Annotated in this window: 24 protein-coding genes; 10 read left to right on the top strand and 14 right to left on the bottom strand. The window is 71.5% G+C overall.

Annotated elements, in window-relative coordinates; genetic code table 11:
• Positions 1-827 precede the first annotated feature (827 nt).
• Positions 828-2,258, bottom strand: a complete 1,431-nt coding sequence (locus G6R24_RS01045; RefSeq protein ID WP_163547279.1) for an acyltransferase family protein — start codon at positions 2,256-2,258, stop codon at positions 828-830.
• Positions 2,259-2,439: 181 nt separating this feature from the next.
• Here G6R24_RS01045 and G6R24_RS01050 point away from each other — a divergent pair, with 181 nt between their 5' ends.
• Both G6R24_RS01050 and G6R24_RS01055 read left to right on the top strand, forming a co-directional pair.
• The gene (locus tag G6R24_RS01050) at positions 2,440-4,047 is read left to right on the top strand and encodes a hypothetical protein (protein ID WP_163547280.1); all 1,608 of its coding nucleotides are present in this window, start codon (positions 2,440-2,442) and stop codon (positions 4,045-4,047) included.
• Positions 4,048-4,162: 115 nt separating this feature from the next.
• Positions 4,163-5,509 (top strand): ABC transporter substrate-binding protein, encoded by a 1,347-nt coding sequence (locus G6R24_RS01055; RefSeq protein ID WP_163547316.1) that lies wholly within the window; start codon positions 4,163-4,165, stop codon positions 5,507-5,509.
• Between the two features lie 332 nt (positions 5,510-5,841).
• Here the strand turns inward: G6R24_RS01055 and G6R24_RS01060 are convergent, their stop codons facing one another.
• From G6R24_RS01060 to G6R24_RS01095, 8 genes are all read right to left on the bottom strand, one after another.
• Complete coding sequence (locus G6R24_RS01060; RefSeq protein WP_163547281.1) at positions 5,842-6,546, bottom strand: ABC transporter ATP-binding protein; 705 nt, start codon at positions 6,544-6,546, stop codon at positions 5,842-5,844.
• Positions 6,543-7,391, bottom strand: a complete 849-nt coding sequence (locus G6R24_RS01065) for an ABC transporter ATP-binding protein (protein ID WP_163547282.1) — start codon at positions 7,389-7,391, stop codon at positions 6,543-6,545. The genes G6R24_RS01060 and G6R24_RS01065 overlap by 4 nt, the downstream gene beginning before the upstream one ends.
• Positions 7,388-9,724 (bottom strand): ABC transporter permease, encoded by a 2,337-nt coding sequence (locus G6R24_RS01070; RefSeq protein ID WP_163547283.1) that lies wholly within the window; start codon positions 9,722-9,724, stop codon positions 7,388-7,390. The genes G6R24_RS01065 and G6R24_RS01070 overlap by 4 nt, the downstream gene beginning before the upstream one ends.
• Positions 9,725-9,727: 3 nt before the next feature.
• On the bottom strand, positions 9,728-10,156 hold the full coding sequence (locus G6R24_RS01075; RefSeq protein WP_163547284.1) for a transporter: 429 nt from the start codon (positions 10,154-10,156) through the stop codon (positions 9,728-9,730).
• A gap of 343 nt (positions 10,157-10,499) precedes the next feature.
• Entirely contained in the window at positions 10,500-10,787 is a 288-nt protein-coding gene (locus G6R24_RS01080) for a hypothetical protein (protein WP_225437958.1), read from the bottom strand.
• Positions 10,788-10,850: 63 nt separating this feature from the next.
• Positions 10,851-11,846, bottom strand: a complete 996-nt coding sequence (locus G6R24_RS01085; protein WP_163547286.1) for an NAD-dependent epimerase/dehydratase family protein — start codon at positions 11,844-11,846, stop codon at positions 10,851-10,853.
• 23 nt (positions 11,847-11,869) lie between these two features.
• Positions 11,870-13,366 (bottom strand): helix-turn-helix domain-containing protein, encoded by a 1,497-nt coding sequence (locus G6R24_RS01090; protein ID WP_163547287.1) that lies wholly within the window; start codon positions 13,364-13,366, stop codon positions 11,870-11,872.
• A gap of 121 nt (positions 13,367-13,487) precedes the next feature.
• Complete coding sequence (locus tag G6R24_RS01095; RefSeq protein ID WP_175084411.1) at positions 13,488-13,694, bottom strand: hypothetical protein; 207 nt, start codon at positions 13,692-13,694, stop codon at positions 13,488-13,490.
• Between the two features lie 259 nt (positions 13,695-13,953).
• Here G6R24_RS01095 and G6R24_RS01100 point away from each other — a divergent pair, with 259 nt between their 5' ends.
• From G6R24_RS01100 to G6R24_RS01130, 7 genes are all read left to right on the top strand, one after another.
• Positions 13,954-15,306 carry a nicotinate phosphoribosyltransferase gene (locus G6R24_RS01100; protein WP_244957163.1) on the top strand — a complete coding sequence of 451 codons (1,353 nt, stop codon included), beginning with the start codon at positions 13,954-13,956 and terminating at the stop codon, positions 15,304-15,306.
• A 27-nt stretch (positions 15,307-15,333) separates the two neighbouring features.
• A complete protein-coding gene (locus tag G6R24_RS01105) occupies positions 15,334-16,023 on the top strand; it encodes an NUDIX hydrolase (protein ID WP_163547289.1) in 690 nt (229 codons plus the stop codon).
• A 45-nt stretch (positions 16,024-16,068) separates the two neighbouring features.
• Positions 16,069-16,359 (top strand): ATP-dependent Clp protease adapter ClpS, encoded by a 291-nt coding sequence (clpS, locus tag G6R24_RS01110; protein WP_163547318.1) that lies wholly within the window; start codon positions 16,069-16,071, stop codon positions 16,357-16,359.
• A gap of 545 nt (positions 16,360-16,904) precedes the next feature.
• Entirely contained in the window at positions 16,905-17,444 is a 540-nt protein-coding gene (locus G6R24_RS01115) for a DUF2017 domain-containing protein (protein ID WP_225437964.1), read from the top strand.
• A gap of 77 nt (positions 17,445-17,521) precedes the next feature.
• Positions 17,522-17,926 carry a M67 family metallopeptidase gene (locus G6R24_RS01120; protein ID WP_163547291.1) on the top strand — a complete coding sequence of 135 codons (405 nt, stop codon included), beginning with the start codon at positions 17,522-17,524 and terminating at the stop codon, positions 17,924-17,926.
• Between the two features lie 263 nt (positions 17,927-18,189).
• On the top strand, positions 18,190-18,504 hold the full coding sequence (locus G6R24_RS01125; protein WP_163547292.1) for a MoaD family protein: 315 nt from the start codon (positions 18,190-18,192) through the stop codon (positions 18,502-18,504).
• Between the two features lie 31 nt (positions 18,505-18,535).
• Positions 18,536-19,483 (top strand): PLP-dependent cysteine synthase family protein, encoded by a 948-nt coding sequence (locus tag G6R24_RS01130; protein ID WP_163547293.1) that lies wholly within the window; start codon positions 18,536-18,538, stop codon positions 19,481-19,483.
• Between the two features lie 97 nt (positions 19,484-19,580).
• Here the strand turns inward: G6R24_RS01130 and rdgB are convergent, their stop codons facing one another.
• The 4 genes from rdgB to murI are packed head-to-tail and all read right to left on the bottom strand — an operon-like array spanning position 19,581 to position 22,663.
• Positions 19,581-20,207 carry an RdgB/HAM1 family non-canonical purine NTP pyrophosphatase gene (gene rdgB / locus G6R24_RS01135; RefSeq protein WP_163547294.1) on the bottom strand — a complete coding sequence of 209 codons (627 nt, stop codon included), beginning with the start codon at positions 20,205-20,207 and terminating at the stop codon, positions 19,581-19,583.
• The gene (gene rph / locus G6R24_RS01140; RefSeq protein WP_163547295.1) at positions 20,204-20,986 is read right to left on the bottom strand and encodes a ribonuclease PH; all 783 of its coding nucleotides are present in this window, start codon (positions 20,984-20,986) and stop codon (positions 20,204-20,206) included. The genes rdgB and rph overlap by 4 nt, the downstream gene beginning before the upstream one ends.
• Before the next feature lie 34 nt (positions 20,987-21,020).
• Positions 21,021-21,767 (bottom strand): MBL fold metallo-hydrolase, encoded by a 747-nt coding sequence (locus G6R24_RS01145; RefSeq protein WP_163547296.1) that lies wholly within the window; start codon positions 21,765-21,767, stop codon positions 21,021-21,023.
• Complete coding sequence (murI, locus tag G6R24_RS01150) at positions 21,764-22,663, bottom strand: glutamate racemase (protein ID WP_225437966.1); 900 nt, start codon at positions 22,661-22,663, stop codon at positions 21,764-21,766. The genes G6R24_RS01145 and murI overlap by 4 nt, the downstream gene beginning before the upstream one ends.
• A gap of 643 nt (positions 22,664-23,306) precedes the next feature.
• On the opposite strand from murI, the gene G6R24_RS01155 reads away from it, so the two are divergent.
• A complete protein-coding gene (locus tag G6R24_RS01155) occupies positions 23,307-23,669 on the top strand; it encodes a hypothetical protein (RefSeq protein ID WP_163547297.1) in 363 nt (120 codons plus the stop codon).
• Here the strand turns inward: G6R24_RS01155 and G6R24_RS01160 are convergent.
• On the bottom strand, positions 23,632-24,504 hold the full coding sequence (locus tag G6R24_RS01160; RefSeq protein ID WP_163547298.1) for an NAD(P)-dependent oxidoreductase: 873 nt from the start codon (positions 24,502-24,504) through the stop codon (positions 23,632-23,634). The genes G6R24_RS01155 and G6R24_RS01160 overlap by 38 nt on opposite strands.
• Positions 24,505-24,531 lie beyond the last annotated feature (27 nt).

Here is a 24,531-nt window from a genome sequence, read left to right on the forward strand (position 1 = left end):
ACCGGACGGAGGCACTCGACCGGTTCTGTCGGGTGTTCGTCGTACTCATGGTGCTCAACGCCTGTGTGGCGATGCTCGGTCTGGTCACCGACCTGACTCCGGTACTGAGCGCCTTCTGGGGCGGGGTCGCGCTGGACGGGCAGAGCGTGGCGTTGCTGGCCCTGAACAACGGTCGGCTCTCCGGAATCTTCAACCAGCCGGTGGAGGCCGGAGTCGCCTACTCCCTGGCGCTGTTCGCCGTGGTCTATCTCCTCGCCCGGCCCGGGCGGGCGGACCGTCCGATGCTGCTGGCGCTGGCGGCGGTTCCCATCCTGATCGGTGGCGTGCTGAGCGTCTCGAAGATCTTTCTGTTGTGCGGGGTGCCGGTCGCCGTGTGGCAGGCGGCCCGGCTGGGCCGGCCGCTTCGCCGGGTCTTCGCCCTCGGCGGTGTGCTGATGGTGGGGGCGTTCGGGGCGTCCCAGGCCGGGGTGACCCACTGGAACGGCTCCTGGATGCTGCGGATGCTGGTTCCGGGCGCCGGTTCCAACGGACTTTTCGCTCAGTACACGGCCGATCGTTTCCATTCGGTGGGCGCGTCGGCGCGGGCGTGGGGATACGTCCTGGGCAGCCGACCGTGGCTTGGTTACGGCGTCAGCGGCCTCGCCGTGCCGTATGACTCCGCCTGGGCGGAGGCGGTGGTCGTCGGTGGGCTCGTCGGTGTCGCCCTGCTGGCTCTGGTGCTGGTCGTCGTGGTCCTGTCCTGGCGGCGGGTGCGTCGGGCGCGCCCACCCGCGCAGCGCCGCTTCGCCACGTCCGTCACCGTGCTGAGCGTCGTCGGGACGATCGGACTACCCATGATGACCGCCAACCGGGTCGGCCTTTTCCTGTGGGTTCTGCTCGCCCTGCTGCTGTTCGCCGACGATCCCGCCACCTCCTGCGTCCCGGTCGCGTCGCAGCGCGGCGCTCTGTCCGTCGGCCCGGACGGCATCGCTCGCGGTGGCACCGCTCTGGGCGGTGTCGCCGCCGGCGGGATCGCGCCGGGTCGGGTCGCGTTGGACGGGGATGACCGCGGTGGTGTCCCGGGCGGTGCGCCGGCCGGACAGCGGGAGTGGGCGTCCACGCCGCACCGCCGCCAGCACGGCGACCGGTCCGGCAAGGACGTCGTTCTTGTGCCGTAGCGCCGGTGCCTCGACGAACCGCCAGCTGGCCAGCGCCACCAGCAGCGTGCCCGCGAGCGAGATGAGCACCCATGCCGCGACCCCCAGCCGGTACAGGCCGTAGACGGCCAGCAGCTGCTGCACCGGCGCGGAGTAGATGTAGACGCCGTAGGACAGATCGGTGGTGACGCCGACCCGGTGCGGCGCGAGGGTCCGTCCCCCCGGCAGCGGCACCAGTGGCGCCCGCAGCGCCGCCCAGACGCAGGCGTAGGCCATCGGCAGGCTGGCCGCGGCATGCCCGTCCGGGAGCGCGAGCGCGCCGATGGCCAGAGCGGCGGCCAGCGGGCCGAGCCAGGCCCGGTCCGGGATGCGATCGGCGTACACGCACAGCGCCGCACCCGCCAGAAACAGCGACCCGAGCCGGACGGCCGCGGCCACGAACTCGTTGTTCAGCGCGGTCGGCAGCACCGCGGGATCGAGCCAGCGCACCACCCACAGCAGCCACAGCGAACCGGCCAGCGCCCACAGCACCCAGGGCCGACGACGCAGCAGCCCGGTCGCGCCGAGCACGGCGACGCCCAGATAGCACAGCGCCTCCCAGAAAAGGCTCCACAACGACCCGTCCCACGCCACCGGACCGTTCGGCAGCGCCGTGATCGGCACGTTGTCGGGGGTGCCGGCGATGTCGTAGAAGTGCATCAGAAGCAGGCAGTTGGCGCGAAGATAGGAGAAGGGCCCGTGGACGTCGGCGGTGAAATATCCGTGCAGCGTTCCACGCGTATACAGCCAGCCCAGCGGAGCTATGACCAGGGCCGTGAAGACAAGGCAGGCCCAGAATGCCGGAAGAATACGCAGAAAACGGTGCCACAGGAAGCGCCAGGACGACCTGATGCGCAGCCGGCTTCGGGTGATGAGGAAACCGCTGATCGCGAAGAAGCAGTCGACCGCGATCGCGGCCAGGTCGGTGTGGGAGTGCGCGCCCGGAGCCGGTGCGAACCCACCCGCGATCAACCCGTGCTGAAAGAAGACCAGCAGCGCGAGGACGATCCGCAGGAACCCGAAGGAGTTGCGTCGCGGGTCGAAGCTCGATCCCAGCGTGGGCCGCGGATCACAGGTGGTCATGCAGGCATCCCCTCGGCATTCGGCAGGCGGCACCTCCCGGCGAAATATAGCTCTCCGTGGTCTACCAGTCATTGAAGGTGAACGGCGATGGCGTGGGCCCGCGGACCGCCGCGCGGACGCCCGTCGCGCCGGGACGGACACCCTGCCGTCGCTGGAGACCCCGCTTGCCGCCGATACTCAGATGGCGTATAGCGTCCGCTTTGTGGCTACTGTTGCTGACCGGATCCTCGACCAGCTTGCCCAGGTCCCCGAGGGAATGGACGACGGCCGGCTGGCCGCCGCGATCGGGGCGAACCGGGGCACGGTGAACCAGGTCTGCCGGCGACTGGTGCAGTCCGGCCAGCTCAGCCGCACCCTGGGCGACGGCGGCCGGATCGTGAACCGACTGGTCGTAGCCCCGGTGACCCCCGCGGCCACCCCCGTGCTCCCGGCCCCGACGACGGACCCGTCCGCCCCCGTCGGTCCGGACGGGCTCACTGGTCCGGACGGGCCGACAGCCCCCCAGGCGGCGGCGTCCACATCCGCCGAACTAGCGGCGCCCACCTCCGCCGACCTGGACGTCGCCCCCGTCGCCCCCGAGCTCTCCGAGGCCCTGGCCCTGGCCGAGGCGCTGGAAGAAGCGGCACCTCAAGCTCCGATCCTGCCGGTTGAGCCGGTCGTGCCGGTTGAACCCATGAACGAAGTGGCCGCACCCGACCTGCCGGAACCCGCGTCCGAGCCGTCCGAGCTGTCCGAGCCGTCCGAGGCCGACCTGCCGGAACCCACGTTCGAGCCAGCCCAGCCGTTCGAGTCCGACCTACTGGACGCCGACGCGGCCGCATCCGAGCGACCGAAGACCACCGAGCTCGATACCGTCGATGCCGATACCGACGTTGACACCGGCTCCGACGTTGACGCCGCCACCGAGGTCGATGGCCAGGTGGCGGTTCCCGCGCCGGTCGTGGCCGAGCTGGAAGCGGTCGAGTCGGCCGTGGCGGAGCTGGCCGCCGCCGCTGCGGCCAGGCCGGTCGTAGCCGCGCCGGAAGCAGCCGTAGCGCCTGTCGCCGAGCCGTCCGCAGCCGAGCCTCGGGTGGCCGAGCCGTCCGTGGCCGAGCCGCCCGCCGCCGAATCGGCTGTGGCGAAGGCCGGGCAGGTCGTGGCGTTGCCGGCCCAGGACGCTGGGACGGCCCCCTCACAGGACACGGTCGCCGCGATCGGGCAGGCGCTCGCAGCTCTCGACGAGGCGATGGCGAAGCTCGGCGTCCCGGCCTCCAGGCCGAGGGCGCCGAAGGTCACCGATGGGTCGCCTGAAGCGACGACGTCCCCGTCGGCGGCACCCTCCGTGATGGCGGCCGCGGGTTCGGCACCGTCGGGTGCCGCGCCAGCACGGACGACCGAGGTCGGCGGTACGGTGTCCGAGCCCGTCGACCGGACCAGGGTCACGCCCACGAATCCGGTCACCGACAGTGACGTCGGACCGGAGGACGGCGGGCCGGTGAACGTTGGATCGAACGGTGTCGGCACGATCGGCACCGGGTCGAGCAGCGCTGGGCCGAGCACCAGCAGGTCGACCGGCGGCGGGGTGAACGGCGCCTCACCGTCGGACGCCGAGCGCAGCAGCAGCGCCATCGGGAGCCAGCGCGCCGTGAACAGCGACGCCGGGTATGGGGAGCCCGGGGCTCTGGACGACGGACCGGTGGGCACCGGCGCGGACACTCCGTCCGGCCACGGCGCCCCCGCGGACAACGGGAGCGTTCCTCCGGTGCGTCGAAGCTGGTGGCGCCGGATGTTTGTCCGCAACACAGGATGATGTAACTGTGCGTAGTCTACGGTGGCATCGGCGCCGCCGTCAGGACGACGTGTCGAGGACGTCGACCCGGTTGTGCAGGTCGCGCGTCACCGATCTACCAGGGGAGATCATGTCCATGCGAGCGAAGTCGCTCGTCGCCGTCGTTGCCCTGTCGTCGCTGGCGCTCGTCGCCTGCGGCAGCCGGGCCGGCAGCTCCGGCTCCGGTACAACGGCTTCCAACGCACCGACGAGTGCGTCAAACAACACCGCATCCGATGTGGGAGTGACGCCCACGGAGATAAAGGTCGGGTCGATTGCTGGTCTGAGCAGCGGTTTCGGCCCGGACACATTCTCGGCGTCGCTGTACGGGGCGCGGGCCTACTTCAAGGCGCTCAACGCCGCAGGCGGGGTCAACGGTCGCCAGATCAACCTCATCGAATGCGACGACAAGGGCTCGGGCGACAAGAACGCCGAGTGCGCCCACAAGCTCGTTGACGACGACAAGGTCTTCGCGCTGGCAGGTGTGACCGCCTTCAGCTACGGGGGCGCGCAGTACATCAACTCCAAGGGCGTCCCGGACATCGGCGGCCAGCCCGTCGACAACTCCTACGACCAGTACCCGCACCTGTACTCGATCTACGGCAGCTCCTACCCGCGCGACGGTCAGCGTCCCGGCTACAACGGCACGTTGTACGCGGGCACCGAGATCTACCGCTGGTTCAAGGAGAAGCTGCAGGCGAAGGTCGCCGGCGTCGTGTACTACAACGTCGCCCAGTCGCAGCGGTACGCCACGTCGATCGTGAACGGCCTGGAGAAGGAGGGCTACACGGTCGTCAAGGAGGAGATCAACCTCGGCGCCCCGGCGTGGGACTCCGCGGTGCTCGACCTCAAGCGCCGCGGCGTTCAGGTGGTCTTCGACGCGATGGACGACGGTGGCAACGCCCAGCTGTGCAACTCGATCGAAAGCCAGCGGATGCCGTTGCAGGCCAAGGTCGCGACGGCCCAGGGCATGGCGAACAACATCCGTCAGATCTACAACGCGTCGCCGAACTGCCGTAACGTCATCTACGGGACGAGCCAGTCCGCGAACTACTCGGACACCTCCATTCCGCAGGTCGCCCAGTACCAGAAGGACCTTCAGGCCGCGGCACCCGACCGGGTCGCCAAGGAGAACCTGTGGATGATGGAGGGTTACGCGTCGGCCCAGTGGCTGACCGATGCCATCCGCTCCTGCGGTGCGGATGTGACCCGTAAGTGCGTCGAGGCCTTCATGAACAGCGGCAAGGCCTACAACGGTGACGGGCTGCTGATCAACCGCTCGTTCACGCACGACGCGACGCCGTCGACGCAGTCCCGTGCCTGCCTGAACGTCACCCGCTGGCAGGACTCGGCGAACGGCGGCAAGGGTGGCTGGGTCAGCCAGGTCAAGGACATGAACACCAACTGCTTCGACGTCCCGTACCTGCCGTACTCCGCCGGCTGACCGATTCCACCGCACCACCGCACCACGAGCTTCAGCGGGCCTCGTCTTCACCGGGCCTGATCACCGGGCCCCGACCGGACTCCGCGCCTCGGCGCGGTGGCAACCGGTCGGGGCCCGCTGTCGTGTGTGGCGTACCTGGCCCAGCCATGGAACGTCGACCTCAGCTGACCGAGAGCGACGGACGCCATGGCACGGACGCCATGGCGAGGACACCAACGGCCGTGGCCGCAGCGTGAGTCCATGGCCGGGCCGGACTCGGGTCGGGTCGGGTCGCGAGCCGCGGGTCGGGTCGCGAGCCGGTGGGGGGAGCCGGGCCGTGAGCCGTGCGGGGGTCAGACCGAGGCGGTGGTGGCCGTGGCGGTGTAGGTGGCGAACTCCGCGGGAGCGCCGAGGAAGGACCGTTCGCCGCGGTGCAGCACGTAGACCAGGTCGGCCATGGCCAGCGCCTGCTCGGTGTACTGGTCGGCGAGCAGCACGGTGGTGCCGGAGGCGGCGACGGTGGCCAGCCAGCCGAACAGGTCGGCGGCGATCTTGGGGGACAGGCCGAGTGAGAGCTCGTCCACCATGAGCACCGACGGGCGGGCGAGCAGGGCCCGGGCGAGGGCCAGCATCCGGCGTTCCCCACCGGACATCGAACCGGCCCGCTGGGAGAGCCGCTCCTTCAACCGGGGGAACGACTCCAACGCGGGGCTGATGTCCGGATGGCCGCTGGCCTCGGCGATGATCTGCAGGTTGTCGCGGACGGACAGGGTGGCGAACACGGCCCGCTCGTCCGGCACCAGCATCAGCCCACGCCGTGCCCGGTCGACGGTGGACATCCGGGTGATGTCCTCACCGCGCCAGGTCAGGGCGCCCGAGCGCAGCGGGATCAGCCCGGCCAGCACCCGCAGGGTGGTGGACTTGCCGGCGCCGTTGGTGCCCAGCAGCGCCGTCACCTTGCCGGCGGGCAGGGCCAGATCGATGCCGTGCAGCACCTCGATGGTGCCGTAGCCGGCGCGGGCGCCGGAGAGTTCGAGCTCCGCGGTGACCGAGGTCATGATCTCTCCTGAGCCTGCCCGGCGGCGGCGAGCGGCGCCTGGGCGAGGTACACCGACCGCACGGTCGGGTCGTCGCGGACGGTCTGCGGGTCCCCGGAGGCGACGACCTTGCCGCCGACCATCGCGTACACTTGGTCGACGACCGAGAAGACCAGGTCGACGTCATGGTCGACGATGAGGATGCCGACGCCGCGGGCGGCGGTCTGGCGCAGCAGCTGGGCGAGTTTCGCGGTCTCGGCGTTGTCCAGGCCGCTGGCCGGCTCGTCGAGCAGCAGGACGTCCGGCTGGGCGCACAGGGCCCGGGCGAACTCGACCAGCCGCAACGCGCCGGTCGGCAGTGTGCCGGCGACCGTGTCCCGGATGTCGGACAGACCCAGCGACGCGAGGACCTCCTCGACGACCTGGTCCACCGGGCCCTTCGGGGCGAGGCCGGTGCGTTCGAGCAGGCCGCCCAGCGTCCGGCTGACCCGGCCGCGGCCCTGCGCGGACAGGCCCAGCAGGCCACCGGCGTAGTCGCGGCGACGGTTCTCGGCCCCGACGAGCAGGTTGTCCGCCACGGTGAGGGTGGGGAACAGCGACGGCACCTGGAAGGTCTGTACCAGACCGCGCCGGGAACGGATGTCCGGGCGCATCCGGGAGATGTCGGTCGTGCCCAGCAGTACCTGGCCCTCGTCGGGCTGTTCGACGCCGGTGAGCAGGCTGAACAGGGTCGACTTGCCGGCGCCGTTCGGACCGATCAGGCCCGTGATCATTCCGGGTGGGGCGACGAGATCGACATGATCGACCGCGGTCAGGCCGCCGTAGCGGCGAACCAGGCCCACACCCTGCAGGACACCACGGCTCATCGCCGAACCCCCGTCCCAGCACCTGAACCAGCACCCATACCTGTACCCGACGCGGTGCTCGGCCTCGCGGCCGTGCCAGCGGCGGGTGCGGAGCCCGTGGCGGCGGCCGAGCCGACGAGTGCCCCGTCCGACCCCGATCCGTTGGTCGACCCGGAGACGCGGGTGACCTGGTCGGCCTGGGCGGCGGCGTACCGCGCCACGGCGGCCACCAGGGCGGCGCCGAACGGGGTCGGCGCCGGTGCGCCGGCGAGCGGCCCGAGGGCCCCTTCGGACAGGGGCCAGCGCGTGACATGGCCCGATCGGGCCGCGCCGAGCGTCGCCCCGATGCCGGGCAGCCCGGTGTTGCCCACGATGCCGGCGGTCGCCGGTAGATGGCCCACAGCCGAGATGCGCACCGGCACCGGCCGGGGGGCACGCTGGTTGGGGTCGACGAAGCTGTCGGCGAGGTACTGGGCGAGTAGCCGCAGCACACCGCGCACCGCGGAGGCCAGACCGCCCGGCATCCAGCCCAGTGCCAGCGCCAGGATGCCGATGGCCAGCGTCGAGGTGCCGGCGGGGGCGAGCACGTCGATCGTGACGATGAACGCGGCGGCGACGATCGCGCCGATGGCGCTGTCGGCGCCGAACACCACCACCGCGGTGAACCACAGCAGGCTCTGCAGCGGCGCGAAGTCGTCGGCGGCGAACGAGTAGCTGGAGTGCACCAGCAGTGCCCCGCCCAGCCCCGCGACCACCGAGGAGACGGTGAACGCGAGCAGCTTGAGGTTGCGGACGTCGACGCCGACCGCGGCCGCACCGCTGGAGTGGTCACGCACCGCGAGCAGCGCCCGGCCGAGCCGGCCGTGGTGCAGGTTGCGCACCACCAGCAGGCCAAGCCCGAGGCTCAGCAGCTCGAGGATGTAGAAGGCCTTGTCCGACAGGGCGTGTCCGAACACGGTCAGCGGGTCGATGTACAGGCCGCTGGCGAACGTCGGCTGCTCGAAGACGAACCGGCTGACCACCGCGCCGACCGCGAACGTGGTCAGCGCGAGGGTCAGTCCGCGGCGGCGGATCGCCGGATAGCCGGTGATCAGGCCGACCGGGGCGACCAGCAGCGCGCCGACGAGCATCGCCCAGATACCCGGCAACGCCGGCAGGCCGAACAGCTCGCCGTTGGCGAGCTTGAGCGACAGCAGCGCGCCCAGCCCGGCGAAACCGGCGACGCCGAGCGAGATCTGCCCGCTGTACCCGGTGACGATCACCATCGACAGGAAGATCAGCGCCAGGGCCGGCACCTGGAACGCCGAGCGCAGGTCCGAAGGCGCGAACGTCAGGGGGGCGAGCAGCAGCGCGAAACCACCGAGCTTGCCGAGGTAGTCGCGGCGGTACCGCGCCTCACCGACCCGCCCGGACGGCGGCGCGCCTCGGCTGGAGAAGCTCGAGGTCGCCCCCGAGTCACCACCACCGAGCTCCCGCAGTTTCGGCACGGCCAGCAGCAGGATCAGCAGCGCGACGATGAACAGGTTCGACTGCAGGACGGTCAGGATCTGCCCGGCGTCGCCGTCCAGGGTGAACTGGCGCAGCTCGCTCTGCAGGATCGAGATGCCCAGCGCCGTGAGCACCGCGACCGGCATGCTCGAGAGCCGGGCCGCGACGACGACCGCGAAGGTCTCCAGCACCAGCAGTGTGAGGCCGTAGGGGTTGAGCTGGAAGCGGGGTGCCAGCAGCACACCGGTCAGGCCGGCGAGCGTGGTGCCGGCGGCCCAGCCCGCGGCGGCCACCCGGTCGGCGGGAACGCCGGAGAGCTCGGCGAGCTGCCGGTCGTCGACGACGGCGCGGATCTGGCGGCCGAACGAGGTGCGCGCGCTGATCAGGCCGATCACGATCGCGAACACCACGACCATGGCCAGTTCGGCCAGGGCGTCGACGCCGATGCGGGTCTGACCGAACAGCCGCACCGAATCCGCCGGGAAGATGCTCGGCGCGTCGCTTCGCGAACCCAGCCCCCACAGTCCGGCGGTGATGCCGAGGATCAGCACCAGCACACCGAGGCTCGCGACCAGCGATTCGGCGGCTGAGGCGCGCCGACGAGCCAACGGCCGAAAGACCAGCCGTTCCAGTAGCAGGCCGATACCCGGAGACAGCACCCCCAGGGCGAGGACGGCGGCCAGCCAGATCGGCAGGCCCCACTCGACGACCATCTCCCGGAAGACATAGGCGACCAGCGTGGCGATCCCGCCCTGGGCGAGGTTGAGAACGCCGTTCGTGCGGTAGGTCACCAGCAGGCCGATGCCGGACAGCGCGGCGATCGCGCCCAGGGAGATGCCGGCGAGCCCCAGGTCGATGCTGGTCACCGGTTAGCCGTGCCGGGCGGGTGCGGTGCCGGGTGCGCTGGCGTAGGCGTTCTGCTGCGGGTAGGCCTCCGCCCCGGGCTGGGCGGTGGCGCCCTCGGCCTCGAGACCGGTGGTGGCCGCGGCGATGATCAGCGAGTGCAGGTCGTCCACCTGGGCGGAGGCGCGAGCCTGCGCGGCCTGGGTGGCCTCGACCCGGTCGGCGACCAGCAGCGCACTGCCGATGAGCACCAGGGCCAGGCCGCCGAAGCCGCCCGAGACCACGTACGGCAGCTGCATGGAGACATCCGTCTGCTTGGAGACGCCGAGGTAGCAGCCCAGGAGAAGCACACCGCCGGCCGCTGCCACCACCCATCCCCGCAGCGCACGGACCACATCAACCACCAGACGGGTGGTAGGCCGCGCCTTGCCGGGCCCAGCGGTCTGCTCGTCCACTTTCGTCTCCCCCAAGGAGCGTTTCGTCGTCGGTCGTGCGGACGTCCCCCGCTGGCGCCCGTCCCGGTTGAGGATCCGGGTCTCGACAGACGTCAGATTAGTGCGCCCAGCTGCACAGGCATGCCGTCGGGTGGCCCGTGGCCGGACCTGTCGAGCTCCGGTGGCACGGGAAGCTTCGTCGCGTTCGGTTTCAGAGGATAGGTCAACCGTCGCGACGAGCCGGACGCTATGTCCGCTCGCGGACAGTCTGCGGCGCAACCGGCGTGATGTCGACCCAGCCGACCCGGGATGCCACCGATGCCCTGGTCGGGTGGTCGGGTCAGGCCGGAGGGTGCCGGCCCGGTCAGCCGGGGCGGCGGGTCTGGGTGGGGATGTGGGTCGCGGCGTCGAGAACGTCACACAGCTGCGCGGCCGCCGCCTGGCCGACGTCGGCGCAGCGGTCCACCCAGACCTGACGATGTTCACCGGCGTGCCGGTCCTCGACCTCCAGGGGTCCCAGGACGCCGCCCATCGCCGCCTGCAGATGCGCCCACTCGTGCGCGGCCGACCAGCTCGTGAAGGAACCGAGGTGCTCGCCGTCGTAGTCGTAGACATGGCAGGGCCGTGGGCCTGCCGGTAGGTCCGCCCTCATCACAGCCAGCCCTTCGGGGTCGGGGAAGCCATTCATGATCATAGGGTGGGGCGGGTGGGTTGATCAGGTGATGATCGGCACGTTGCGCTGCCGAGGCGGCACGCCGGTGCTACCGGCGGCCCGGCCGTGGTGCCACGCGTCGGCGACGATCCGTTCAATGCTGGAACACGGTGAGTTCCAACCAAGCTCCGCGCGGATGCGTCGGCTGTCCCCGATGAGCGCCTGCGGTTCGGCGACCGGTGGGCAGTGCACCCGGCGGACCGGACGTCCACTGGCCCGGCCGACGGCGGCCAGCACGTCGATGACGCTCACCCCCACCCCGCTGCCCACGTTGTAGGTCGCGCAGCGTCCGGGCGCGGCCATCGTGAGCGCGGTGAGGTAGGCGGCGGCCATGTCCCCGACGTGCACGTACTCACGTAGCGCCCGGCCGTCCCCGTTGACCCGGAAGACGTCGCGCCGGCCGCTGGCGACCGCGATCGCCGCGGGGATGATGCGGCTGTCGTCGGAGTCGAAATGCCCCAGTGCCGCCCCGGCCACGTTGAACGACCGCAGGATCACCCCGCCCAGCAACCCCGTGCCGGCCCGGTGACCCAGCAGCCGTTCGGCGGCGAGCTTGGACGCCCCATAGGGGTTGGACGGGTCGGGCCGGCGGCTTTCCGGCACACCGGTGAGGTCCATGTCGCCGTAGACGGCACAGCTGGAACCGAACACGAACGCGGGTGCCACCCCGGTCCGCTCGGTACCGGCCTCCAGCGCCGTGAGCAGGTTGGCGGTGCCGGTGAGATTGGCCTGGAAGTACCGCAGGGGCGCGGTGCGGGACTCCCGGACCCGGGTCAGCGCGGCCAGATGGCACACCCCGTCGAAGCCACGGGTGACGCCGGCCTTGGCCAGGGTCGGCGACTGCAGCAGATCCGCGACGACGACCTCGACCCCCGGTGCGAACGTGGGGGCCGCGGCCGGGTCGCGGACCATCGCCGTCACCGCGTGGCCCGCGGCGGCCAGGGCGTCCGTGACCACCGCACCGATGAAGCCGGACGCGCCGGTGACGAGTACGCGCATGGTGCGGATCAGCCCGTCCCGGCTCAGGCGCCGGCCCGCACCCGAAGGCCGGGCAGCAGGGTCTCCCGGTGGCGCCAGGCGAGTTCGAGGCAGGCCGCCGCAGACGGGGCGATCGGCTCGGTGTCGACCAGGCGCCGCAGCGCCGCATGGGTGAACGGGATGCCCTCGGTCACCGCCCGGTTGGGGCCCGCGGTGACGACGGATCCCTCCGTGTTGCTCTGCACCATTCCACCGAAGAGCTTGTCGAAGGCGTCCGCGTCGATGACCACGACGGTGAGTATCTCGCCGAACAAGGTCAACGCATCGAGGCCGAGGCCGAAGTACGACACGCGCATCGTCCCGGCCCGCCGGGCCTGCTCGAACGAGCGGAACGGTTCGTCCGTCTCGTAGGTGATCGGGCGGGACGAGCTGCCGTCGTGCTCGGGGTTGCCGAGCAGCTCCTCGCTGAGCTCGCGCATGATGTTGTGCCACAGGTCGAAGTCGGCCTGATGGTGCACGGCGGTGATCCCGGACGGCTGGAACACCCCGGCGGGGATCACGTGATAGACCCCACCGGCGGTGGCCACCGAGCCGGCGCTGCGCCGATGCAGGAAGAAGCTGGCCTGCCCGCCCCGGTCATGGCGGATCGTCAGCGTGTTGATGGACGGCAGCGCCACCCGACGGGCGAAGTCGAACGGGCTGCCGATCCGGGCCCGGAACGGCAGCGCCGGCCACGACAGACCGGAACCCGCCATCGCCGCGGCCGCCTCGTGGGCCACCGTCTCGCACACGTCCACCGCGTCGAAGTAGGTGGTGTGGCCGAAACCGAGGGTGGGGCGGTTGGTCGCGCTCGTCGGCGCGGTGCCGTCCCCGCTGACGTCGACCAGCCGGAAGCTCAGCCGGTTCTCGAACAGGGTCGGCCGGTCCAGATCCCGCATCGCCCGGGTGTAGCGCTGGTAGCGGGTCTGCGCGTTCGCACCGCCGAGCAGCGGACGGCTGCCGGCGGTCTCCGGCTCGTCGCCCTTGATCAGTGGCGGTTCGACGTCGTCGCGCCAGTGCAGCTGGACGTCGTCGATGTCGACCGGCCGGTCCCACACCCAGCCCGGCCGGGACAGCAGCCCGCTGCCGAGCCGGTCGGTCTCCGGATAGAGCCGCACGGCCGCGCGGGCCAGGCTGATCCGGTGGTGGTTGAGGTGGTCACGGGTCAGCCGCCAGGCCCGCTGGCTCGCGGCGATCTGCTCGGCGGCGGCGCTGCGGGGGACGGCCTCGCGGCGCCGGTCGTTCATCGCCCCGGGGGCCAGACCCACGTCCTCGGGGGACAGTGACAGGTTCCGGGCGATGTGACGCAGAGTCGAGATGTCGTGGATCGCCCGCCGACCGCTCTCGACCTTGGAGACGTACGACTGGTCGAAACCGAGTCGATCGGCCAACTGCTGTTGGGTCAGCCCGTGGGCCTGTCGATAGGCCCTCAGGAGCTGGCCGACACCGACGCTGGCCGGAGTGGCCCGCGGCGGAGTCCAGAGCCAGGTGTGACCAGTCACCTGCAGTCCTCTCGTCCGACAAACGTGTTACGCGAAGTGAGCATAACGAGTCGGGCATCTGCGAGCGCAGTGACATAAATCGACCACTCCCCTTCGGGGCCGTGACCCTGCTGGATGGGTCTCATCCGTTTGACAGGCCGTCGTGAAGATCCCAGATGATCACAACAACGATCGCCACCAGTATCCAGCGCAGGAAGCGGATCCGGCCCCAGAAGTCACCCGCAATCCCACGTCCCGCCCGCGCGCCGAACACCAGCAGCGCAAGGAGCGCGCCGCCGACCACGACAAGGAAGATGCCCGCATTGCTGTGGTCCACAGTGAAGACCATCGCATAGTGCCCCGCCGCGCTCTTACCGTCCCCGGTAATCCATCCGCCGCCTCCGTTCTTCTCGTGCGCTCGGTTGTCGATGTGGGCGATGTGTGCCGTGTGGTGCCGACCCGGTGGGCGCGGGGCCGGCTGCCTGGTGGGCGACCGGCCGACGGCCACCCCGGCGGCCCGCCCGGCCGCCGCCGCGCGCCGCGCGGTGACCGCCCGGCGCGCATCTGACGGGCATCGTCCCTACCCTGTTCGGGTGTCCACGGCACTTATGACCGATCGCTACGAGCTGACCATGCTGCGGGCCGCTCTGCAGTCCGGCGCGGCCCACCGCCATGTGGTCTTCGAGGTCTTCACTCGCGCGTTGCCGCCTGGCCGCCGCTTCGGCGTGCTTGCCGGCACCGGACGGCTGCTCGAAGCCCTGGCCGACTTCCACTTCGGACCGGCCGAACTCGACGTCCTGCGGGCCGACGGGGTCGTCGATGAGGCCACGGCGGCGTGGCTGGCCGACTACCGCTTCCACGGCGACATCCACGCGTTCGCCGAGGGCGAGCCGTTCTTCGCCGGCACCCCCGTCCTCGTCGTCGAGGGCACCTTCGGGGAGGCGGTCCTGCTGGAGACACTGGTGCTGTCGATCCTCAACCACGACAGCGCCATCGCCGCCGCGGCCGCCCGGATGGTCGCGGCCGCGGCGGCGCGGCCCTGCCTGGAGATGGGTTCGCGGCGCACCCACGAGGCGGCGGCCGTCGCGGCCGCACGAGCCGCCTACGTCGCCGGGTTCACCGCCACCTCGAACCTGGAGGCCGGTCGCACCTACGGCGTGCCCGGCGTCGGCACCAGCGCGCACGCGTTCACCCTGGCGCATCCAAGCGAAGCCGAGGCGTTCGCCGCCCAGGTCCGTGTGCTGGGCGCCGACACGACCCTGCTGGTGGACACCTACGACGTCGCCGACGGAGTGGCCGCGGCGGTCGCGGCGGCCGGCCCACGGCTGGGCGCGGTGCGCATCGACAGCGGTGACCTGGCCGCACTCGCCCGCGCCACCCGCGCCCAGCTCGATCGCCTCGGCGCCCCGAACACCCGCATCGTCGCCACCGGTGACCTCGACGAACACGCCCTCGCCCGGCTCGCCTCGAGTCCGCTCGACGGCTACGGGATCGGGACGAGCCTGGTCACCGGCTCCGGCGCGCCCACGGCGGGCTTCGTCTACAAACTGGTCGAGGTGGACGGCGCTCCCGTGGCGAAACGCTCGGTGGGCAAGGGCACCCGGGGCGGGCGCAAGCGGGTCCTGCGCCGCCACGATCCGGCCGGTCGGGCGGTGGCCGACATCGTGCTGACCGCCGCCGCGCCCGGACCCGAGCCCACGATCTCGCCCGACGCCGCCCTCTCGGCCCGTTGGGCGGGCGCCGCCGGGTCGTCCGGGGTGACCGAGAACAGTCGCGACCGGGAGCTGCTGCGCCAGCTCGTGGTGGGCGGCAAACTCGCCGAGGAGGGGCTGGTCGGGCCGGCCGGCACCGCGCGAGCCCGCGCGCACCACGCCCAGGCCTTCGCCGCCCTGCCACGAGGGGCCCGCGACGTCGGGTTCGGTCAACCCTGCCTGCCCGTCGTCCACACCGCCGGGCCCTGACCGGCGGGGACCGGCCACACTGGAGGTGTGTCACCGCCCGCCGTCGCCGTCAGCGTGGACCTTGTCCTGCTGACCCTGCGTTCGGGTCAGCTGTGTGTGCTGCTGACCCGGCGGGTGGGCACCGACGTCTGGACGCTGCCCGGCGGGTTCGTCGACGGCGACGAGGATCTCGACACCGCCGCCGCCCGGCAGCTGGCGGCCCGGGCCGGGGTGGCCGCGACCGGTCATCTCGAACAGCTGCGCACCTACGGTGGTCCGCACCACGGGCCGCGGATCTCCGGTGTCAGCGTCGCCTACCTCGCCCTGCTCCCCGACCTGCCCGACCTGCTCGCGACCGAGCCCGAGCCGGCCGGCCGGGCCTGCTGGTGCCCGGTGGACGCCCTGACCAGCCCCCCGGAGCGGGTGCTCGCGCCCGACCATCTGCGGATCGTGGCCGACGGGGTCGAGCGGGCCCGGGCGAAGCTGGAGTACACCCCGCTGGCCGCGGCCTTCTGCGAGGACGAGTTCACCCTCGCCGATCTGCGTCGGGTCTACGAGGCGGCCTGGGGCGTCGCCCTGGACCCGCCGAACTTCCGGCGCAAGGTGCTGTCCACCCCCGGCTTCGTCGTGCCGCTGGGACGACGCACCTCGCCGCCCGGGGGAGGCCGGCCGGCCGAGCTCTACAGCCGGGGCCCGGCGACCGCGCTGCATCCACCGCTGCTGCGCCGCTCGGTCTGACTGGCCGCTCGGTCCGTGGGCGCCGAAGGCGTCACAATAGGCCTCGTGTCTGTCACCGCCGTGTCGCCCCTCGACGTCGAGGAGGTCGACGAGTCCGTCGACGAAGATCGGCCGTGGGTCACGATCGTCTGGAACGATCCGATCAACCTGATGTCGTACGTGACGTACGTGTTTCAGAAACTGTTCGGCTACAGCCGGGCGAAGGCCCATGAGCTCATGCTCGATGTCCACCACAAGGGCCGGGCCTCGGTCGCCACCGGTACCAGGGAGGAGATGGAAACCGACGCTGCACGCCTGCACGCCTACGGGCTGTGGGCAACTATCGCGCAGGACTGACCGCGCCGTCCGCCCGATATCCCGGGTCCGCGCGCCGGGCCCGGGATATCCCGATCCCCTCCGCACACATTCGATCGGCCACGCCGAAACCGGCGCCGGGGAAGCAGTCCCCGGTGGCGGCGCCGGCCGCTATCGCCGGACGTGAAGGTAATACGTCTACGGCCTTGTTCTGGAGCGATGTCTCCGGTCCTCGCGAATCCGACCCGCTTCGTGCCGGATTTCTTGTATTCCTGTCAGGGTGGCCAGATTTTCGCCCCCGCGTGGGCGTTCAGCATCCGTCCTGATGATCTCGTCCTCGGTCAAGCGGGGTGTGCGCGACCGGATCGTCCGGGCTACCCCCTCCGGGCTACCCCCTCCGGGCTACCCCCTCCGGGCTACCCCCTCCGGGGTTCCCAGGCGCTCGCCCAGGTCCCCACAGGTGCCTGGCACGGGCTGGCCGGATGGCCCGATCCGGCCAGGCCGCCGTACGGGTCGCCCGCCGGGTCGCGGCGGCGGCTGGACTAGGCTGGCGTCGGACGCGCGCTGGACGAACAGGACGTGAGGACGTGCCCGCAGATGGCTTCCGGCGCACCAGGGCCGGCATCGAGCTGAGCCTGCCCGAGTTGGAGGCGGCACTGCTCACCGAGCTCGTCGGTCAGATCGACGGCATGCTCGAACCACCGCCGGTGGAGGATCCGTTGGAGGCACTGGTCGGGCTGCGCGACACCGCCCCACCGCCACCGGATGACCCGGCGCTGTCCCGCCTGCTGCCCGACCCGTACCCGGACGACCCGATGGCCTCGGGGGACTTCCGGCGCCGTCGTACCGACGACCTGCTCGCCCGCAAGCGTGAGGCGGCCCGCCGGGTACTGGCCGCGGTGCCGGCTCCCGGCCGGGTGCTGGTGCTCGACGAGATCGCGGCGCAGGACTGGCTGACCACGCTCAACGACCTGCGTCTGGTGCTGGGTACCCGGCTGGGTCTCACCGACGACGACTCGACGGGCGAGCTCGAACACCTGGCCGCCGACGACCCGCGCCGGCCGCTGGCGGCCGTGTACGGGTTTCTCACCGAACTGCTCGACGACCTCACCCGGGCGCTGGGCTGATCGACCCGAGTCCGATCACCCGGGTCAATCGTCGCAGCCGTGAGCCCATCGCCCCGTCCGCGTCGTACGGTGGGCCAGTGCTGCGAATCGACCGTGCCTGTTATGAGGCGATTGTCGCTCATGCCCGGCGTGACCACCCGGACGAGGCGTGTGGCGTGGTCGCCGGGCCCGCGGGCTCGGACCGGCCGGAGCGGTTCATCCCGATGGAGAACGCCGAGCGCTCACCGACGTTCTACGCGTTCGACTCCATGGAGCAGCTGCGGGTCTGGCGGGAGATGGACGATCGCGACGAGGAGCCTGTCGTGATCTACCACTCGCACACCGCGACCGAGGCCTACCCGTCGCGGACGGACATCTCGCTGGCGGGCGAGCCCGGTGCCCACTACGTGCTGGCGTCGACCCGGGAGCCCGACAGCATCGAGTTCCGCTCGTTCCGGATCCTCGACGGTCAGGTCACCGAGGAGCCGGTGGAAATCGTCTGACCTGTCCGGGCGTTATCCTCCCGACGTCGCCCGCCGGACACCGTCGTCCGGAGCCCGCACGTCCCAGCTGTCGCCGCCCGGGTCCAGGGGTCCACGAGGTCCAGGGTCACGGGGTCCAGGGTCACGGGGCGTCGGCGGGCCCAGGCGCCGGGTCCGCGGTGCCGCCCGGGCGTCCAGCAGCGATGCGAGCCCGAGCAGCCAGCGGTCAGTAGCCAGCAGCCAGCACAGTTCGAGCAGTCAGACACAGCCGCGAAGGGAACATCATGGCAGTCCAGGTCCGTGTGCCGACGATCCTGCGTACCTACACGGGAGGTGCGAAGCTGGTCGAGGGCGCGGGCGACACGGTCGCCGATCTCTTCCGTGACCTCGACACCCGCCACGACGGTCTGCGTGGCCGGCTGGTCACCGGGGATGACGGCGCCGAGCTGCACCGGTTCGTCAACATCTACATCAACGACGAGGACGTGCGTTTCCTCGGCGGGCTGGACGCGAAGCTCAAGGACGGCGACGAGGTGACCATCCTGCCGGCGGTCGCGGGCGGGGCGGGCGGGTTCGTGCGTCCGCTCGCCGCCGGCTGAGCCGGCCAGATCGAAGCGGCAGGTCCGACTGATGCGATACGACTCCCTGGCCGACTCGGTCGGCCGGACCCCGCTGGTCGGGCTTCCGCGACTGTCGCCGTCGCCGGAGGTCCGGCTGTGGGCGAAGCTGGAACAGGACAACCCAACCGGCTCGATCAAGGATCGAGCCGCGCTGTGGATGATCGCGGACGGGGAGAAGCGTGGGCTGCTCTCCCCGGGCGCGACCGTGCTGGAGCCGACCTCCGGGAACACCGGGATCTCGCTGGCGATGGTCTGTCGCCAGCGCGGCTACCGGCTGATCTGCGTGATGCCGGAGAACACCTCGGTGGAGCGACGTCAGCTGCTGGCGATGTGGGGCGCCGAGATCAGGTACTCACCGGCGGCCGGTGGTTCCAACGAGGCGGTCGCCGTCGCCAAGCGGCTGGCCGCGGAGAACCCCGACTGGGTCATGCTTTACCAGTACGGCAACCCGGCCAACGCCCAGGCCCACTACGAGACGACCGGGCCGGAGATCCTCGAGGATCTGCCGGAGATCACCCACTTCGTCGCCGGCCTGGGTACCACCGGCACCCTGATGGGCACCGGCCGGTACCTCAAGGAGCACGTGCCCGGCATCGCGATCGTCGCCGCCGAGCCGCGTTACGGTGAGCTCGTCTACGGCCTGCGCAACATCGACGAGGGCTTCGTGCCCGAGCTGTACGACCCGTCGGTGCTCACCACGCGGTACTCGGTCGGCCCGCGGGAGGCCCTGCGCCGCACCCGCGAGCTGGTGCAGGAGGAGGGCATCTTCGCCGGCATCTCCACCGGTGCCATCCTGCATGCGGCGATGGCCCTGGCGGACCGGGCCGTCCGGGACGGGCAGTCCGCCGAGATCGCCCTCATCGTCTGTGACGGTGGCTGGAAGTACCTGTCCACCGGTGCCTACGCGGGCACCCTCGAGGAGGCAGAGGCCGCCCTGGAAGGCCAGCTCTGGGCCTAGGGGCAGCCACGCTGGCCCAGGGCTCGGCCGCTGGCCCCGGCGGGGCGGCGCCGAACCCGGGCTGGCCCGCCCCGGGGGCGGGCCGCCAGAGCGGGTGTCAGCTGGCCGCTGTCAGGATCGGGCCGAGTTGGCGGGCCAGCTCGCGAAAGGCCCGGCCGCGATGGCTGATCGCGTCCTTCTCCGGGGCGGTCAGCTCGGCGTTCGTACGGGTCTGGCCCTCGGCGAGGAACAGCGGGTCGTAGCCGAAACCGGCCGCACCCCGGGGCGCGGCGAGCAACTCACCGCGCAGCTCGCCGTGGGTGACCAGTTCGACGCCGGCGGGCGTGACCAGCGCGGCGGCGCAGACGAACGCGGCCCCGCGGCGCGGCGCGGGCACGTCGTCGAGCTGCGCCAGCACCAGGGCGTTGTTCGCCTCGTCCCGTTGCTCACGGGTGCCGCCGCGTAGCCCGGCCCAGCGCGCGGAGCGCACCCCGGGCATGCCGCCGAGCTCGTCGACGGTCAGGCCCGAGTCGTCGGCGACCGCGGGCAGGCCGGTCAGCTCCGCGGCCGCGTGCGCCTTGATCAGCGCGTTCTCGGCGAAGGTGATGCCGGTCTCGGCCACCTCCTCGCCGTCGGGCAGGCCCACCAGCTCCACGTCCAGGCCGCTGGCGGCGAGGATGCGGCGCAGCTCCACCAGCTTCGCCGCGTTGCGACTGGCGAGCACCAGCCGGGTCGGCCCGCTCACCGCGCACCCGCCGCGGCCCGGTTACCGGACGAACCGGCACCGCCGCGGCCCAGGGGCGCCGGCCCGGCCGGGGCCGGACCGGCCAGCGCCTCGCTCTGGAGAGCGGACAGCTGCGCGCAGCCGCGCACGGCGAGGTCGAGCAGGCTGTCGAGCATCGCCCGGTCGAACGGCGCGCCCTCCGCGGTGCCCTGCACCTCGACGAAGCCCTCCGCGCCGGTGCACACCACGTTCATGTCGGTGCCGGCGGTGGAGTCCTCGGTGTAGGCTAGGTCGAGCATCGCCTCGCCGCCGACCACACCGACGCTGACCGCCGCCACACTGGTGGTGATGGCCTGCGGCCGGCCCAGCCAGCGGGCCGCGTCGACGAGGGCGACGTAGGCACCGGTGATCGCGGCGGTGCGGGTACCACCGTCGGCGAGCAGGACGTCACAGTCAATGGCGATGGTGTTCTCGCCGAGGGCCGACAGGTCGATGCAGGCCCGCAGGCTGCGGCCGATCAGACGGGAGATCTCGTGGGTGCGCCCGCCGACGCGCCCGCGCACCGACTCCCGGTCGTTACGGGTGTTGGTGGAGCGGGGGAGCATCGCGTACTCCGCGGTGACCCAGCCCAGCCCGCTGCCCTTGCGCCAGCGGGGGACGCCGGTGGTCACCGACGCGGCGCACAGCACCCGGGTACGGCCCGCGGTGATGAGCGCCGATCCCTCGGCGTGCTCCTGCCAGCCGCGCGCAATGGTCACCGGACGCAGCTCGTCCAGCTTTCTGCCATCAACTCGAGTCACGTCGTGACCCTACCGGCCAGGCCGAAGGTGGCGATCAGACCTCGAAGGTGGCGCCGGAACTGGCGACGGTGAGGTGGCCGTCGAACGCCGCGGCCGCCTCCTGCTGCGACCGGGCCGCGTTTCCCCAGGGCACCAGGTGGGTGAGCACCAGATGCCCGACGCCGGCGCGCTGGGCGTGCTCGCCGGCCTCCCGGCCGGTCAGATGCAGGTCGGGCGGGTTGTCCTCGTCGTCCAGGAAGGACGCCTCGCACAGGAACAGGTCGCTGTCGCGGGCCAGCCGCACGAGCCGGTCACACGCGCCGGTGTCACCCGAGTAGGTGAGCACCTTGTCGCCGTCGGTGATACGCACGCCGTAGGCCTCGATCGGATGGGCGACCCGGGTCAGATCGATGCGGTACGGCCCGATGTGCAGGCAGCCGGCGCCGATGGTCCGGAAGTCGTAGATGTCGGCGAGACTGTCCTCGGGCCACTTCTCGAACGCGCCGCACAGTCGTTCCTGGGTGTTGATCGGCCCGTAGACGGGCAGCTTCGGCGGCATGCCCTCCGGGTGGTAGCGCCGGGCGTAGGAGTTCGCGACCAGGTCCAGACAGTGGTCACCGTGCAGGTGGCTGAGCAGGACGGCGTCGATGTCGCGCAGGTCGCAGTGCCGCTGCAGCTCGCCCATCGAACCGTTACCCGCGTCGACGACCAGTCGGAACCCGTCCGCCTCGATCAGGTACGACGAACAGGCCGAGGCCGGGCCCGGGTACGTGCCGGAACATCCAAGAATGGTCAGTTTCACCGTGGCACCACCGGACTCTGCGGGCTGGAATGACTCTGCGGGCTGACGAGGTTTTTCGGGCCGAGATGGCCGGACTGGCCGGGAGTACCCGGCTCGCCGGGCCGCGGCACGCCGCGGACGGCGAGCAGCTCCGGGCCGAGGAAGCGACGGCCCACCCGGGTGAAGGACGTCGGATCACCGGTGGTCAGGAAGCGGTGTGTGGGCGGGGGCAGATCGGGGTCGCGGAACAGGCCCTCGCGGGCCAGTACGCGGTAGGTGTCCTTCGCCGTCTCCTCGGCGCTGCTTACCAGTGTCACGCCATCCCCCATCACAAGGCCAATCACACCGGTCAGCAGCGGATAATGGGTACAGCCCAGGATCACGGTGTCAACGTCGGCTTCCTGCAGGGGCGAAAGGTACGCCTCGGCGAGGCCGAGCAGCTGGCGTCCCGCGGTGGTGCCCCGCTCGACGAAGTCCACGAACGCGGGGCAGGCGGCGCTGGTCAGTTCGATGCCGGCGGCCGCGGTGAACGCGTCGTCATAGGCCCGGCTGGTGATCGTCGCGACGGTGCCGATGACGCCGACGCGACCGCTGCGGGTGGCCGCCACCGCCCGCCGGGTGGCCGGCATGATCACTTCGATGACCGGGATGTCGTAGCGTTCGCGGGCGTCGCGCAGGCAGGCGGCGCTGGCGGTGTTACAGGCCAGCACGAGCATCTTCACCCCCTCGGCCACGAGACGGTCGAGGCATTCCAGCGCGAACCCACGGACCTCGGCGATCGGACGTGGTCCATACGGGGCCCGTGCGGTGTCACCCAGATAGACCAGCGGTTCGTGCGGCAGCTGGTCCAGAATCGCGCGGGCCACGGTGAGACCGCCGACCCCGCTGTCGAACACTCCGACCGGCGCGCCACTCATGAGCGATCAGACTAAGCCGGAAACCCGGTGCTCACCCTGTGGCTGTCATCACGAAACCTTTGTCGAACGCCGGACACATCGCTGATGTCAGGGATCGTGGCGATCTGTCCGGTGCGGCGCGCTCCAGTCATCTCCTGGTGCTACCCACTGGCGTCGCTGTCCGTGCGGTGTCCGGACGATGTGTGGCTCGGTCGACATTCGCGTGTCCGACATCTGTCGGGAAACGCGGACAGGCACGGCGGGGACGCCGGCTGGCCGCCGGTGTTGGCATACGGGTTGAAGGATCGCAAAGAGGGTGTACGCTGAAACTGTCTGTGATCGATCAGTGACTACAAGCTATCGAGCAGGTAGGTTGAGGTCGCGGCTGTGGTGTCCGGGTCGTTCCCATCCGTCCCCGGCTCGCGATACCCAGTCGCTTCTCGGTCCGGGCGGCGCCGGTCGGGCATCCCCAGGGAGGTCCGACCGGCGCCGTCAGGCCGAGAGCGTCGCAGGTCAGGCTGGCGGCGCCGGCCGATCCAGGGCTCGTCGGTGACGGTCCAAGCCTGTCGGATTGGCGTCGATCGATACCGCGGCCGTGCGGGCGGGGAGTAGGAAGGGGCAGGTGGCCGGCTCACTGAACCGACCCTGATCGGGTCCAAGCGTCGTGGGGGTTGACATCACAGCCTGGCTCGTAAGCCCGTGTCTCGCGGTCGAACCGCATGCGGACGAGTGGTCCCGGAGCTGGGACTACGCGAAGTCCGACGGTCTGGTCGACGCGGACGGCATGACCGCCGACCCCACGGGTCCGGCGGATACCGCGGGTCTGGCCGGGGGTCTGGCCGTCGCCGCCGGGCCCGCCGGCGCCGCGGGCCTGATCGACACCGCGGGGCTCGCCGGCAGCACGGATCTGGCCGGCCTCGCCAGCGTGGCCAGGCCAGGCGCGGACCGACGGGGCCGGGCCGGTCGGGACCCGGCCCGACGAGAGCAGATCAGGCCAGCCCCGCGCGGCGGCGCGCCGTCTCGGTGACGGCGGCCCAGTCCTGCTCGGCTTGGCCGTGCGCGAGCGCCTCGACGAAGACGTCCCGGAGAACCCCGCCGAACGGCAACGGCACGTTGTGCTCCAGCCCGGAGGTCAGCGCCAGCTGGACGTCCTTGAAGCCCAGCGGCAGGCGGAAGTTCACCGGCTCGTAGCTGCGGCTGCCGATCATCGCCCCGTATCCGGCGAAGATCGGACCGGTGAACAGGCCATCGGTGAGCAGCTCGAGGAACTGGACCGGGTCGAGGCCGCCGGCCTCGATGACGGTGGTCGCCTCCGCCATCGCCTCGATCGAGCAGGCGATGAGATAGTTCCCGAAGATCTTCGTCAGGTTCGCCGCGGACGGCTGGTCGCCGACGATCCAGGTGCGCCGGCCGAGCACGTCGAACAGCGGACGCACACTGTCGATGTCGGCGGCCGCACCCGCGGCCACGACGACGAGGTTGCCCGCGGCGGCCGCCTCGGTACGCCCGAACACCGGGGCGGCGACGTAACGCAGACCCCGGTCGGTGTGCGCGCGCAGCGCCCGGTCGGCCAGCGCCGTGCTGACGGTGGCCATGTTGACGTGCAGCGCGCCGCGCGGGGCCGCGTCCAGCACGGCCGGGTCCAGCAGGCGTTCGGTGACCGCCCGGTCGTCGGCGAGGATGCTCAGCACGACACCGGTCGCGAACGCCTCGTCGATGGTGGCCGCGGTGGCGCCGGCCGCCCCGAGCCGCTCGACCGGCTCGGGGGAGCGGTTCCAGACCAGCACCGTGTGACCGGCCTCGAGCAGGTTACGGGCCATCGCGCCACCCATGCCGCCGAGGCCGATGAATCCGATCCGCATGTGACCACGCTCCACCGGGCGACGAGC

The sequence above is a fragment of the Candidatus Frankia nodulisporulans genome, assembly GCF_902806475.1.
GTDB classification, from domain to species: Bacteria; Actinomycetota; Actinomycetes; order Frankiales; family Frankiaceae; genus Frankia; species Frankia umida.